The sequence below is a fragment of the Pseudonocardia sp. Ae331_Ps2 genome (assembly GCF_001932405.1).
GTDB lineage: Bacteria > Actinomycetota > Actinomycetes > Mycobacteriales > Pseudonocardiaceae > Pseudonocardia.
On record NZ_MCIM01000001.1, the window covers coordinates 5,201,553 to 5,214,765 of the forward strand.

15 protein-coding genes are annotated in these 13,213 nt (G+C 73.3%); 5 read left to right on the forward strand and 10 right to left on the reverse strand.

The genetic code is table 11. The annotated features are described in order from the left end of the window. Nucleotides 1-909 (reverse strand): SDR family oxidoreductase, encoded by a 909-nt coding sequence (locus Ae331Ps2_RS24315; protein ID WP_075306309.1) that lies wholly within the window; start codon nucleotides 907-909, stop codon nucleotides 1-3. A 45-nt stretch (nucleotides 910-954) separates the two neighbouring features. On the opposite strand from Ae331Ps2_RS24315, the gene Ae331Ps2_RS24320 reads away from it, so the two are divergent. Then, complete coding sequence (locus Ae331Ps2_RS24320) at nucleotides 955-1,509, forward strand: TetR/AcrR family transcriptional regulator (protein ID WP_075306307.1); 555 nt, start codon at nucleotides 955-957, stop codon at nucleotides 1,507-1,509. A 73-nt stretch (nucleotides 1,510-1,582) separates the two neighbouring features. Here the strand turns inward: Ae331Ps2_RS24320 and Ae331Ps2_RS24325 are convergent, their stop codons facing one another. After that, nucleotides 1,583-2,371 carry a molybdenum cofactor guanylyltransferase gene (locus Ae331Ps2_RS24325; protein WP_198932178.1) on the reverse strand — a complete coding sequence of 263 codons (789 nt, stop codon included), beginning with the start codon at nucleotides 2,369-2,371 and terminating at the stop codon, nucleotides 1,583-1,585. A 50-nt stretch (nucleotides 2,372-2,421) separates the two neighbouring features. Here Ae331Ps2_RS24325 and fdhD point away from each other — a divergent pair, with 50 nt between their 5' ends. Next, nucleotides 2,422-3,249: a formate dehydrogenase accessory sulfurtransferase FdhD gene (fdhD, locus tag Ae331Ps2_RS24330; RefSeq protein ID WP_075306304.1), complete on the forward strand. Its 828-nt coding sequence runs from the start codon at nucleotides 2,422-2,424 to the stop codon at nucleotides 3,247-3,249. A 22-nt stretch (nucleotides 3,250-3,271) separates the two neighbouring features. On the opposite strand, the gene Ae331Ps2_RS24335 is transcribed toward fdhD, so the two are convergent. Continuing rightward, nucleotides 3,272-4,228, reverse strand: coding sequence for a DMT family transporter (locus tag Ae331Ps2_RS24335; RefSeq protein WP_075306303.1), 957 nt, complete (start codon nucleotides 4,226-4,228; stop codon nucleotides 3,272-3,274). Nucleotides 4,229-4,301: 73 nt separating this feature from the next. Between Ae331Ps2_RS24335 and Ae331Ps2_RS24340 the strand changes: the two genes are divergently transcribed. Next, a complete protein-coding gene (locus Ae331Ps2_RS24340; protein WP_020626592.1) occupies nucleotides 4,302-5,249 on the forward strand; it encodes a LysR family transcriptional regulator in 948 nt (315 codons plus the stop codon). A gap of 86 nt (nucleotides 5,250-5,335) precedes the next feature. Here Ae331Ps2_RS24340 and Ae331Ps2_RS24345 read toward each other — a convergent pair whose 3' ends face one another. The 6 genes from Ae331Ps2_RS24345 to dop form a co-directional block, all read right to left on the reverse strand. Next, complete coding sequence (locus tag Ae331Ps2_RS24345) at nucleotides 5,336-6,361, reverse strand: LLM class flavin-dependent oxidoreductase (RefSeq protein ID WP_075306301.1); 1,026 nt, start codon at nucleotides 6,359-6,361, stop codon at nucleotides 5,336-5,338. A 102-nt stretch (nucleotides 6,362-6,463) separates the two neighbouring features. Continuing rightward, the gene (locus tag Ae331Ps2_RS24350) at nucleotides 6,464-6,943 is read right to left on the reverse strand and encodes a hypothetical protein (protein ID WP_075306299.1); all 480 of its coding nucleotides are present in this window, start codon (nucleotides 6,941-6,943) and stop codon (nucleotides 6,464-6,466) included. Nucleotides 6,944-6,978: 35 nt separating this feature from the next. Then, entirely contained in the window at nucleotides 6,979-7,794 is an 816-nt protein-coding gene (gene prcA, locus Ae331Ps2_RS24355; RefSeq protein WP_075306297.1) for a proteasome subunit alpha, read from the reverse strand. 40 nt (nucleotides 7,795-7,834) lie between these two features. Further along, nucleotides 7,835-8,722 (reverse strand): proteasome subunit beta, encoded by an 888-nt coding sequence (prcB, locus tag Ae331Ps2_RS24360; protein ID WP_020626588.1) that lies wholly within the window; start codon nucleotides 8,720-8,722, stop codon nucleotides 7,835-7,837. Nucleotides 8,723-8,887: 165 nt separating this feature from the next. Further along, nucleotides 8,888-9,085, reverse strand: coding sequence for a ubiquitin-like protein Pup (locus Ae331Ps2_RS24365; RefSeq protein ID WP_020626587.1), 198 nt, complete (start codon nucleotides 9,083-9,085; stop codon nucleotides 8,888-8,890). Nucleotides 9,086-9,203: 118 nt separating this feature from the next. Beyond that, the gene (gene dop / locus Ae331Ps2_RS24370) at nucleotides 9,204-10,712 is read right to left on the reverse strand and encodes a depupylase/deamidase Dop (protein WP_075311775.1); all 1,509 of its coding nucleotides are present in this window, start codon (nucleotides 10,710-10,712) and stop codon (nucleotides 9,204-9,206) included. A 109-nt stretch (nucleotides 10,713-10,821) separates the two neighbouring features. Here dop and Ae331Ps2_RS24375 point away from each other — a divergent pair, with 109 nt between their 5' ends. Together Ae331Ps2_RS24375 and Ae331Ps2_RS24380 are read left to right on the forward strand one after the other, a co-directional pair. Then, entirely contained in the window at nucleotides 10,822-11,379 is a 558-nt protein-coding gene (locus Ae331Ps2_RS24375; protein WP_075306295.1) for an NUDIX domain-containing protein, read from the forward strand. Between the two features lie 166 nt (nucleotides 11,380-11,545). Further along, on the forward strand, nucleotides 11,546-11,740 hold the full coding sequence (locus tag Ae331Ps2_RS24380) for a hypothetical protein (RefSeq protein ID WP_020626584.1): 195 nt from the start codon (nucleotides 11,546-11,548) through the stop codon (nucleotides 11,738-11,740). 61 nt (nucleotides 11,741-11,801) lie between these two features. Here Ae331Ps2_RS24380 and lpdA read toward each other — a convergent pair whose 3' ends face one another. Then, entirely contained in the window at nucleotides 11,802-13,205 is a 1,404-nt protein-coding gene (gene lpdA, locus Ae331Ps2_RS24385; RefSeq protein WP_075306293.1) for a dihydrolipoyl dehydrogenase, read from the reverse strand. Nucleotides 13,206-13,213: the final 8 nt, after the last annotated feature.

The following is a 13,213-nucleotide window of genomic DNA, read 5'->3' on the forward strand; positions in this document are numbered from 1 at the left end:
TCACCGGTAGCCCGTCGTGTCGGCGGGCAGACCCGCGTCCTGCACCTCGGTGACGTAGCGCCAGGCGTCGGGGCGGGACCCGTCGACGTCGTCGACGCCGTAGACCCGGCCGAGCTCCCCCGAGGAGGTGGAGCGGCCGTTCCACCGGTGCCGGTCGGGGTCGGCGGCCAGCGCGGCGATCCCACGGCCGACGAACCGCGGTGTCTCCGAGATCGCGAAGTGCGGCTGGGCCGCGCACGCGTCGCGCCAGGTGTCGGCGGTGACCCCGTAGTGTTCCAGCATGATCTCCGAGCGCAGCCAGCCCGGGGTGACCGCGACGGCCGTTCCGCCGTGCCCGCGCAGCTCGTGCGCCCAGGACCGGGCCAGCCGGATCGGTGCGATCTTGGCCAGGTCGTAGAAGACGTTGAGCCGGTAGTTCTCGGCGTTGTAGGCGTCGGTGCCGTCGGTGATCTCGACGACGAGCCCACCCGGGGTCCGGGAGAGCAGCCGCAGCGCGTGGTGGGCGGTGACGAGGTGGGTGTCGATCGCCAGGCGCAGGGTGCGCAGCCCGTTGTCCAGGTCGTGCTCCCAGACCGGGGTGTCCCACTCGACCATCATCTCGCCGCCCCAGATGTCGTTGACCAGCACGTCGAGCCGGCCGTGGTCGCGCTCGACGCGCGCCACCAGCGTGGCGACCCTCGCGGGGTCGAGGTGGTCGGTCGGCACCGCGATGCCGGTCCCGCCCGCGGCGGTGACCAGGTCGGCGGTGTCCTCGATCGTCTCCGGGCGGTCGTACTCGGACCGACGGTCGCGGGTGGTGCGCCCGGTGCAGTAGACGACCGCGCCCGCGGCGCCCAGCTCGACGGCGATGCCGCGGCCCGCGCCGCGGGTCGCGCCGGCCACCAGGGCAATGCGTCCGGTGAGGTCCATGGTCCTCCTTATATAAACGAGTGTTCGTTCATATAAGCTGGTGTCATGCCCCGGCGCAAGCAGGTCCCCGACGCGGACGTCCTCGACCTCGCCCTCGGCGTCCTGCACACCGGCGGCGCCCAGGCGCTGACGTTCGCGGCGCTCGCGCAGGTCAGCGGTCTGGCCCCGGCCACCCTGGTGCAGCGCTTCGGCGGGAAGGCCGAGCTCCTGCACCGGGTGCTGATGCACGCCTGGGACCAGCTGGAGCGCCGGACCGCCGAGCTCGGCGAGGCCGCCGCGCCCGGGCCGGAGGGAGCCGTGGCCTTCCTGGTCGGGCTCTCCGCGCAGTACGGGGGCATCGACAGCTACGCCGACGCGCTGCTCGTGCTGCGCGAGGACCTGCTGGACCCCGAGTCCCGGCGCCGCGGCCGCGAGTGGCGGGAGACGCTCGGCCGGATCCTGGACACCTGTCTGGAGGGCACGCCGGGCGCGGGCGCGGTGCTGGCGACCTACTGGCAGGGCACGTTGCTGTGGTGGAGCTTCGACCCGGCCCTCCCGGTGACCGAGTACGTGCGGCGCGAACTGACCGCGTTCGTCACGACCGTGCTGCGCCCGGCCTGACCGGCACAGGAGCGCGCCGTGGGACCGGCCGGCTTGTCACCGGCTCCCCGCACCCCGGGGAAGCCAGGGCGCGTCAGAGACCGTCGAGCTCGTCGCCGGTCACCAGCGGGAACCACGACGGCAGCGGCTCCGTCCCGCCGGCCACGGCCACCGGGCGTCCCAGCTCCCCCGCCGTGCGGGCGCGGACGGTGCGGCCCCGACCCCCCTCGTGCAGCCGCACCGCCGGCAGCGGCCGGGCCCGGGCGGCGGCGAGCTCGCCGGGGGTGTTGACGTTGGTCAGCGACGCCAGGTCCGGGTCGAGGCGGGCCAGCACCGGGTCGCTGCGCAGGGTCTGCTCGCCGATCCGGCGGACCGAGACCCGCTCGAACAGCGACGGCGGGCGCCCCCGCCCGGCCGCGGTCAGCCCGTCGATCACCGGGGCGAGCGTGGTGGCGTAGGCGGCGGCGAGCGGCTGGTGGTGCCCGAACGCCTCGGGCAGCGCGACGTCGTGGTCCCCGCGCAGGTCCAGCACCCGGGCGACGAACGCGGGATGCAGCAGCGGCAGGTCGACCGACGCGACGAACGCCACCTGCGCCCGGCCCGAGACGGCGGCGAGCCCGGCCCCGATCGCGGGCAGCGGGCCGAGGCCCGGCACCGGGTCGTCGACGACCTCGGTGCCCGGCGGGAGCTCCGGCAGGTCCTGCCCGGCGGCGCGGACCACGACCAGCGGCCCGTCCACCGCCCGGCCCAGGACGGCGACGGTGCGGGTCAGCAGCGCCGCCCCGTGCCAGTCCAGCGACGCCTTCGCCGTCCCCATCCGCGACGAGGCACCGCCCGCCGGCACGATCCCCGCCCCCGGCCGCCGACCCCCGTACCCGCGCACGCCGCCGATCCTCCTCCTACCCTGGGGGTCGACAGCGGGAGGGGATCGGAATGGGACGGCTCACCGTGCGGCGCCCGGTGCTGCACCTGAACGCGGACGGCAGCACCCGCTCGCGGCCGGACACCCTCGTCGCCGAGGAGCCGCTGGAGCTGCGCGTCGGGGGGAAGGCGCTGACGGTCACGATGCGCACCCCCGGCCACGACGTGGAGCTCGCGCACGGCTTCCTGCTGACCGAGGGTGTGATCGGCTCCGGGCTGGACCTGGCCGGGGCCCGCTACTGCAACTCCGTCGACGAGCACGGCCGCAACACCTACAACGTGCTCGACGTCGACCTGGCCGAGGGCGTCGCCCCGCCGGACGTGTCGGTGGAGCGCAACTTCTACACGACCTCGTCGTGCGGGGTGTGCGGGAAGGCGTCGCTGGACGCGGTGAAGCTCAAGACCCGGCACTCCCCGGCCGCGGACCCGCTGCGGATCGGCCGGGAGCTGCTGCTGGAGCTGCCCGACCGGCTGCGCGAGCACCAGAAGGTGTTCGGCTCCACCGGTGGGCTGCACGCCGCCGCCCTGTTCGACGCCGACGGCGATCTGCTCGCCGCCCGCGAGGACGTGGGCCGGCACAACGCGGTGGACAAGGTGCTGGGCCGGATGGTGATGGACGGCCGGGTGCCCGCGGCGGGCACCGTGCTGATGGTGTCCGGGCGGGCGTCGTTCGAGCTCGTGCAGAAGGCCGTGATGGCCGGGGTGCCGATGCTCGCGGCCGTGTCGGCGCCGTCGTCGCTGGCGGTGGAGCTGGCCGAGGAGTCGGGGATGACCCTGGTCGGGTTCCTGCGCGGCGACACCGGCAACGTCTACACCGGGGCCGAGCGCATCGACCTGTGAGTGCCGCCGCGCCCGGCGGTGGTCAGACGCGCGGGGTGAGCGTGGCCCAGGCCCGCTCGTGCCGGTCCACCACCCGGCGCAGCCGCCCCGCGGTCCCGGCCGGGCCGACCAGTGCGGCGACGGTGGCGACGACCAGCGCGCAGCCCGCGGCCTGCCAGCCGGTCAGGGTCTCCCCGAGCACCAGCATGCCGAGCACGACCGACAACACCGGGTGCACCAGCAGCAGCGCACCCGCGGTGCCCGGCGCCAGCCCGGCCGAGCCGCGCCCGATCAGCACCCAGGACACGACCTGCCCGGTCAGGGCCAGCACGATCAGCCAGGCCCATGTCGTCGCGGGCAGTGCCACCGCGATCCCGCCCCCGGCGACGCCGACGAGCCCGCAGGTCAGTCCGGCCCCGACGGTCGCCAGCGCGACCGGGGTCACCAGGTGGCGCGCACGGCGCCGCGACACCGAGCGGTTCAGGTGCAGGAAGCCGGCGTAGGCGATCCCGGCGAGGGTGCCGAGCACCGCGCCACGCACCGGTTCCGGCCCCCCGACGCCGGCGCCGAGCACCCCGCCGGCCAGCGCGATGCCACCCAGCAGCAGCGGCGCGGCGTACACCAGCCTGCGCGGCACCCGCTCGCCCGCGACGACCCAGGCGATCAGCGGCAGCGCCAGCACCTGGATGTTGAGCACGACGTTCGCGATCCCGGCGCCCGCGTCGAGCACCGCGTGGGTCCAGAGCAGGAAGTCCGCACCCAGGAACACCCCGGACAGCAGCGAGGTGCCGACCGTCGCGAGCGGGAGCCCGCCCACCCGCCGGTACTCGGCCAGTGCCCACGGACCCAGCACGACCAGGGCGAGCACGCACCGCCAGAACGACGCCGTCGCCGGGTCGGTACCCGCCATCGCGACGAGGATGCCGGTCCAGGCCAGGACGGAGGCGCCGGCGAGCAGGAGCAGGGCGGAGTGCGGGTCGGGGGCGGTGCGTGCGTTCACGTGATCCACGATCCCTCTCCGCACCGCGAAGATCCAATGATTGTTCCTACCCGATACCGCTAAGCTCTGCTGTGTGATCTCCTGGGACCGGCTGCGCGTGTTCGACGCCGTCGCCGAGCACGGCTCGGTCGGCGCCGCCGCGGCCGCACTGCACATCACCGGGCCGGCGGTGACCCAGCAGCTGCGCAAGCTCGAACGCGAGACCGGCACCCGGCTCGTCGAACCGGACGGGCGCGGCATCCGGCTCACCGCCGCCGGACACGTGCTGGCCGGGCACGCGGCCGCCGCGGCGGCGACCGTCGCCGGTGCCGAGCGCGACCTCGCCGCCCTGCACGACGACGCCGCCGGACCGCTGCGGATCGGCTCGGTCGCGAGCGCGCTGCGCACGCTTCTGCCCGAGGTCATCGACGGGCTGGCCGCCGCGCACCCGCGGCTGGTCCCCACCGTCGACGACGGCGAGGTCGTCGACCTGCTGCCCGCCCTGCAGTCCCGCGACCTGGACGCGGTGCTCATGGAGAGCTGGACGCAGGCCCCGGCCCGGCTGCCCGCCGGGATCCGGGTGACCGCGCTGGCCACCGAGCCCGCGATGCTCGCCGTCCCCGCCGACGACCCGCTCACCGGGCCCGATCCGGTGCCGCTGCGCACCCTGGCCGGTCGGGTGTGGACCTCCGGCCCGGTCGGCACCGAGCCCTACGCGGCCCTGCTGCAGCTGCTGCGCGGTGTCGGGTTCGAGCCGGACATCCGCTACCGGGTGGGCGACTTCGCCACCCAGCTGGCGCTGGTCCGCGCGCGGCTCGCGATCGCGCTGGTCCCGGGCATGGCGGTGGCGGGGTCGGCCGTCCCCGGCGGCACAGGCCCGGTCCCGGTCACCGCCGACGACGGCGTCCGGCTGCTCCCCTGCCGGCCCGCGGCGGGCCGCTCCCTGGTGCTGGCCACCCGCGGGTCCGACGCCGACCTGCCCGCGCTGCGCGCCCTGGTCGACGGCCTGCGCGCCGCCGCGGCCCGCATCATCCCCGCCTGACCGCCCCGGCCCGCAGCCACACCCCCTGGCCGCCAGCCACACCCGTCGCACTGGGTGTGACTGCCCGGGAGCGGGTGCGGATCCGCTCAGGCGAGCATGTCGCGGACCATCGGGATCACGCGGGTTCCGTACAGCTCGACGGCACGGAGGCGTGCCGAGATCGGCTGCGGGCCGACGGTGTAGATCAGGTCGAAGCGCTGGGCGCCCAGCGAGCGCACCGAGTCGGCGATGCGGCGGGCCACCGTCTCCGGGGACCCGACGTGCAGCGCCCCGTCGGCGACCTCGGCCTCGAACCGGGCGCGGTCCAGCGGGGGCCAGCCGCGCTGGGCGCCGATCCGGTCCATCTGCGCCTTGTAGGGGGCGAAGAAGATCTCCTTCGCCTCGGCGTCGGTGTCGGCGACGAACCCCGGCGAGTGCATGCCCACCGGCTTCGCCGCGTGCCCGAACTGCTCGACGGCGCGGTGGTAGAGGTCGACGTAGGGCGCGAACCGCCCGGCGGGGCCGCCGATGATAGCCAGCATCAGGCCGAGGTCGTGGCGGGCGGTGCGCACCACCGACTCCGGCGAGCCGCCGACGCCGACCCACACGGGCAGCCGGCGGCCGGTCGTCGGGAAGACCTCGATGCCGTCGATCGCGGCGCGGGTCCCACCCGGCCAGTTCACCGGCTTCTCGTCGAGGAGCTGCACGAACAGCTCGAGCTTCTCCTCGAACAGCCGCTCGTAGTCGTTCATGGAGTAGCCGAACAGCGGGAAGGACTCGGTGAACGATCCGCGGCCGACGATCACCTCGGCGCGGCCGTCGGACAGCGCGTCGAGCGTGGCGAAGCGCTGGTACACCCGCACCGGGTCGTCCGAGCTGAGGACGGTGACGCCGGAGGACAGCCGGATCCGGGAGGTCCGGGTCGCGATGCCGGCGAGCACCGTCTCCGGGGTGGAGATCGCGTACTCGGGGCGGTGGTGCTCCCCCAGCGCGACGACGTCGACGCCCACCCCGTCGGCCAGCACCACCTCGTCGACGACCTGACGGATGGCCTGCGGGTGCGACAGCAGCGTGCCGTCGTCGCCCACCGGGACGTCGCCGAAGGTGTCCATGCCGAAGATGATCTCGCTCATCCGGTCCCCCAGTTGGTTGATGGCTCAATCATGCCACGGGTTCCACGGGCCGGAGGCACCGCACGGCGGGGTGGTGGTGCTGGTCGACCACCCCGGACAGGACTAGCGCTCCCGCGCCCCCAGGCGACGCAGCAGGTTCGCTCCGAACCGGTCCCCGGTCACGTCCATCGTCGCCTTCATCGTGCGGGTCACCACCGGCGCCGCGAGCCGCGACAGCGGCATGTCGACGTCGACGGTCAGCGAGATCTCCAGATGTGTCGCGGGCGTGCCGTCCGGTTCCGGCTCGGCGTCGCTCAACGCGTAGTAGCCCTCCGCGCCCGCCCACTCGGTGGCCCCGGCGGGCGGTGCGTGGGTGAACTCGATCCGCTTGCCCTCGACGAAGGTCATCCGCTCGGTGAACACCGGCTTGATGCCCACCCCGAGCACCGCGATCCGCACCATGTGCCAGCGCCACAGCTCGTAGCCGTCGACGGCCGCGTCCCGCGCGGGGTCGGCCTCGATCCGGTTGAGCAGCGGCGTCAACGTCGGCAGCACGGCGGGGTCGGTCAGGACGCGCCAGACGTCGTCACGCGAGGCCGTCACGACGGCCTCGGACGCGGTGGTCGCGGAGAAGCGGGTCAGGACGCCCCGTCCCCACCCAGCGCCCCACCGGCGGCCGGGGTGTCGTCCCCGCCCGCCACGTCGGGCTCCGGCTCCTCGGTGCCGCGGTTCGCGGCCGGCAGCAGGTCCGCCAGCGCCGCCCCCTCGAGACGACGGAAGGTCCGCCGCGGACGGGTCCGGTCGAGCACCGCGACCTCGAGCGCCTCGGCGCCCAGGACCCGCGGCTGCGCGTTCGCACCGTTGCCGGCCGACGCCGGGTCCGCCCCGGGCACCTGCAGCCCGCCGAGCGCGACCTCGATCGCCGCGCCCAGCTCCAGGCCGTGCGCGTAGGTCTCGGACAGCTTCTGCGAGATCGGCTCGGTCTGCCCGCCCATGACGACGAACCGCGGCTCGTCGGTGATCGAGCCGTCGTAGGTGATCCGGTACAGCTGGTCCCCGGAGGCCTCGACGCCGACCTCGGCGACGCACAGCTCCACCTCGAACGGCTTCTGCTGCTCGACGAACGCCGTGCCCAGCGCCTGGGCGTAGGCGTTGGCCAGCATCCGGCCGGTCACGTCGCGCCGGTCGTAGGTGAACCCGCGGAAGTCGGCCATCCGGATCCCGCCGGTGCGCAGGTTCTCGAACTCGTTGTACCGGCCGACCGCGGCGAAGCCGATCTTGTCGTAGATCTCGGAGACCTTGTGCAGGGCCGTCGACCGGTTCTCCGCGACGAACAGCACGCCACCGGCGTAGGTCAGCACGACCACGCTGCGGCCGCGCGAGATGCCCTTGCGGGCCAGCTCGGAACGGTCGCGCAGCAGCTGGTCGACGGAGGAGTAGAACGGCATCGTCATGGGGAGGCGCTCCAGGCTCGTGCTTCGTGCAGGGAGGGGGTCAGCGGGACGGGCCGCCCGGGCGCTCCCGGCGCCCGGCGATCACCTGGTCGACGACGGCGGCGATCTCGGCCTCGTCGCGGCGCACGGCGCCCTCGGCGGTGATGCCGACGACCACCGGGTAGATGCGCCGCACCGTGTCCGGCCCGCCGGTGGCGGTGTCGTCGTCCGCGGCGTCGTAGAGCGCCTCGACCGCGGTGCGCACCGCGCCGTCGAGGTCCGCGGCCGGGTCGTGCAGCTTCTTCAGCGAGGACTTGGCGAACACCGAGCCCGATCCCACGGCGTGGAAACCGAGGTTCTCGTCGTACCGGCCGCCGGTGGGGTCGAAGGTGACGATCCGGCCGGCCTGGGCCGGGTCGGCGGCGTCGGTGTCGTAGCCCGCGAACAGCGGGACGACGACGAAGCCCTGCATCGCCGCGCCCAGGTTCTGGCGGACCATCCCGGCGAGCTTGTTGGCCTTGCCGTCCAGCGAGAGCGGGACGCCCTCGAGCTTCTCGTAGTGCTCGAGGTCCACCGAGAACAGCCGGACCATCTCCAGCGCGATCCCCGCGGAGCCGGCGATGCCGACCGCGGAGTGGGTGTCGGTGACGAACACCTTCTCGATGTCGCGCTGGGCGATCACGTTGCCCGCGGTCGCGCGCCGGTCACCGGCGATCACGACGCCGCCGGAGAACAGCAGCGCGACGATCGTGGTGCCGTGCGGGACGCCCAGGGCGTCGGCGGAGGTGCCGGGACCGGCTGTCCGGTCCAGGCCCGCGCCGGGGAGCAGGTGCGGGGCCGCGCCGCCGACGAAGTCGGAGAACGACTGCGACCCGGTCAGGAAGGTGCCGAGCTGACCCGTGTGGTGCCCGGGCACCAGCCCGGAGGTGACCGACGGCCGGAACTCCATCTCTCGGACGTGCCTTTCGTTCGAACTGCGTGCGCCGGGGGTCCCGCTCCCCCATCTCGGCGGGGGTCGGCGGCCCTTCCGGCACGGCCGGGCCCGCAGGTGCGGACCCGGCCGGGACGGTACTGCTGGTGCCGGGGTGCGGCACGGTGAATGGCCCCGTGGAGCTCACTCACCGCCCTTCTGCACGTAGGACCGCACGAAGTCCTCCGCGTTCTCCTCCAGCACGTCGTCGATCTCGTCGAGGATGGTGTCGACGTCCTCACCGAGCTTCTCGCGGCGCTCCTGGCCGGATCCGGACGCGTTCTCGCCGGACTCGTCGTCTCCGTCGCCGCCACCCTGGCGCTTGGTCTGCTCCTGGGACATGACGCTCCTCCTTGCAGATCTCCTCGCAGAGAATTGCCTGCCTGCTCACCCTACCTACCGGGGGCGACAAAATCGCCTGTTGCGCAGCGGCGTGTGATCCGCTTCCCGGCGGGACGGCTCAGGAGGCGGTGAGCTTGTCGACCAGCTCCTCGGCCGTCGACACCGCCTCGAACAGCTCCCCCACGTGCTTGCGGGTTCCGCGCAGCGGCTCCAGCGTCGGGATCCGGACCAGGGACTCGCGCCCCAGGTCGAAGATCACCGAGTCCCACGACGCGGCGGCGACCTCGACCGGGAACCGGCCCATGCAGGTGCCGCGGAAGTAGGCCCGGGTGTCCTCGGGCGGCTCGGTCATCGCCGCGGCGACCTGCTCCTCGGTGACCAGCCGGCGCATCGACCCCCGGGTGACCAGCCGGTTGTAGAGGCCCTTCGCCAACCGGACGTCGGAGTACTGCAGGTCGACCATCCCGAGCCGGCCCGACGCCCAGGTCAGGCCGTCGCGCTCGCGGTAGGCCTCGAGCAGCTTGAGCTTGGCCGTCCAGTCGAGCCGGTCGGCGGTCAGCATCGGGTCGCGCTCCAGGTCGACCAGCACCGACTCCCACTCCTCGACGACCTCGCGGGTGTCGGGGTCCCACTCCTCGCGGCGCGGGGAGACCGTCTGCTCCAGGTGCTCGACCGCGCGGGCCAGGTACTCCTGCTGGATCTGCACCGCGGTGAGGTGACGGCCGTCGGCCAGCGGGACGGTCCGCTGCAGCGTCGGGTCGTGGCTGATCCGCGAGACCGACTTCACCGGCTCGGCCAGGCGCAGGTCCTCGAACGAGCGCCCCTTCTCGATCATGTCGAGGACCAGGGCGGTGGTGCCGACCTTGAGCAGCGTCGCGACCTCGGACAGGTTCGCGTCGCCGATGATGACGTGCAGACGGCGGTACTTGTCGGCGTCGGCGTGCGGCTCGTCGCGGGTGTTGATGATGCCGCGCTTGAGCGTGGTCTCCAGGCCGACCTCGACCTCGACGTAGTCCGAGCGCTGGGCGATCTGGTAGCCGGCCTCGTCGCCCTGCTGGCCCAGGCCGACCCGGCCGGCGCCGCAGACGACCTGGCGGGTCACGAAGAACGGGGTCAGCCCGGTGACGATCGACGGGAACGTCGTCGAGCGGGCCATCAGGTAGTTCTCGTGGGAGCCGTAGCTGGCGCCCTTGCCGTCGACGTTGTTCTTGTACAGCTGCATCCGCGGCGCGCCCGGCACGGTGGCCGCGCGGTTCGCCGCCTCCAGCATGATCCGCTCGCCGGCCTTGTCCCAGGTCACGACGTCGCGCGGGGACAGGACCTCGGGTGTGGAGTACTCCGGGTGGGCGTGGTCGACGTAGAACCGCGCACCGTTGGTGAGGATGACGTTCGCCGCACCGAGGTCGTCGAGGTCGGTGTCGAGCTGCGGCGCCAGCGACGGCGCCGACAGGTCGAACCCGCGGGCGTCGCGCAGCGGCGACTCGACCTCGTAGTCCCAGCGCGCCCGACGGTTGCGGGGCACGTCCGCCGCGGCGGCGTAGGCGAGCACCACCTGCGTCGAGGTGACGACGGGGTTCGCGGTGGGGTCACCCGGCACGGCGATGCCGTACTCCACCTCGGTGCCCATGATCCGGCGGGCCGTCACGACCGGCCCCCTGCGCGAGAGTGCATTGCACGAGACTAACCGTCCGCGCCCCGGTCCGGGGTGCACCGCGGCCCGGCGGGATCATCGTGGCGTGACCGATCCCGCACGTGAGCGCCTGACCGTCTTCGACGCCGAGGGCAGGCCCACCGGCGTCGCCGAGCGCGGCGAGGTCTACGCGCGCTCGCTGTGGCATGCGACGACCGCGGTCCTGCTCCGCTCCGCCGACGGCACGCGGGCCTACGTGCACCGGCGCACCGACACCAAGCTGGTCATGGCCGGGATGTGGGACTGCCTGGCCGGCGGGGTCCTCGACGAGGGCGAGACGCCCGACGCCGGCGCCGCCCGCGAGCTGGGCGAGGAGCTCGGCGTCACCGGTGTGCCGCTGGAGAAGCTCGCCGTGGTCCCCTTCGACGCCGCCGCGCTGGGCGTCGACACCGGGCCCGGCACCGGCCCGGACGGGCTGCGGGCCCACGTGCACGTCTACCGCGCCTTCTCCGACGGCCCGGTGACCCACCAGCCCTCGGAGGTGGCCGAGGGCGGCTGGTGGACCCTCGACGAGCTGGTGGCCCGGATCGGCACCCCGGACCGGCCCTGGGTCCCCGACGGCCTCTACGTCACCCGCCTCCTCCTGGCAGATCTCGTCCGTTAAAGTCCTCGGGCCAGCGCGTTTACCAATGGGTAACATATGTCACCCACACCGGTACCTGAATCGGTCCATGCCGAGCGGGTCGCGCGACGCCACCCCGGGAAGGGCCCAGCGTGAGGCCTCCCCGACGGACCACCACACCCACCACGCGACAGTTCCAGGAGCCACCATGGTCAGCATCTCGGTCTCGGCCCGATCCCTCGCCGCCGCCAGGCTGATCGATCCCGATGTCAACACCGCCGCCGTGCAGGCCGCGGTGGAGGCGGCACTGGCCGCCGAGCGGCACGAGCAGCGCGTCGCCGCGAGCTCGACCACGCGTCGCGAGCACACGGCCCGGCGCGAGCCGGACGCCCGCAGGTCCTGACCCCCGGTACGCCGACGGGCCCGCACCCCGGGGTGGGGATGCGGGCCCGTCGCGGCCGTCGTCAGAAGTTGATCATGTGGCCGGCCAGGCCGTGGATCGCCTCCTGCAGGCACTCCGACAGGGTCGGGTGCGCGTGCACGTTGCGCGCCATCTCGTGGACGGTCAGGTCCCACTTCTGAGCCAGGGTCAGCTCGGGCAGCAGCTCGGTCGCCTCGGCGCCGATGATGTGCCCGCCGAGCAGCTCGCCGTAGGTGTCGTCGGCGATCAGCTTCACGAAGCCTGCGGGCTCGGCCAGGCCGTGCGCCTTGCCGTTCGCGGTGAACGGGAAGGTCGCGGTGTTGACCTTCCAGCCCTTCTCGTCGGCCAGCTGCCGGGCCTCGGCCTCGGTGTAGCCGAACGACGCGACCTGCGGGTTGCAGAAGGTCGCGCGCGGCATCATCTTGTAGTTCAGCTCCTGGGTCTCGGCGCCCGCCAGGGTCTCGGCGGCGACGATGCCCTGCGCCTCGGCGACGTGGGCGAGCATGAGCTTCGCGGTGACGTCACCGATCGCGTAGACGTGCTCCACGCTGGTGCGCATGTAGTCGTCGATCTCGATCGCGCCGCGCTCGGTGAGGTTCACGCCGAGCTTGTCCAGGCCGTAGCCGTCGACCCGGGGCGCGAAGCCGATGGCCTGCACGACCTTGTCCGCGCGCAGCTCCTCGCTGCCCTTGGACGAGGAGACCGAGACGGTGACGCCCTTGCCGTCGTCGGTGATGGACTCGACCTTGGTGGAGGTCCGCACCGTGACGCCGAGCTTCTTGTAGGCCTTGGCCAGCTCCTTGGACACGTCCGCGTCCTCGAGCGGGAGCAACCGGTCCAGGTACTCCACGATGGTGACGTCGACGCCGTAGTTGGCCAGCACGAACGCGAACTCGACGCCGATCGCACCGGCGCCGGCGATGATCACGCTCTCCGGCAGCTCACGGGTGAGGATCTGCTCCTCGTAGGTGACGACGCGCTCGGACAACTCGGTGCCCGGCAGCAGCTTGACCGTGGAGCCCGCCGCGATGATCACGTCGTCGTAGGTGACGGTCTCGTTGCCGCCCTTCGACAGCTCGACCTCGATCTCGCCCGGCTTGGTGAACCGACCGAACCCGTCGAACTCGGTGATCTTGTTCTTCTTCATCAGGAAGTGCACGCCCTTGACGCGCCCGTCCGCGACCGAACGGCTGCGGTCGAAGGCGGCGCCGAAGTCGAGCGACACCTCACCGGACAGGCCGAAGGTCTTCTGCTCCTTGGTGACGATGTGGGCGATCTCGGCGTTGCGCAGCAGCGCCTTGGACGGGATGCAGCCCACGTTGAGACAGACACCGCCCCAGTACTTCTCCTCGATCACCGCCACACTGCGGCCGAGCTGGGCGGCACGGATGGCCGCCACGTATCCACCGGGTCCGGCTCCGAGTACGACGACGTCGAAATGAGGCATGTGCCCAG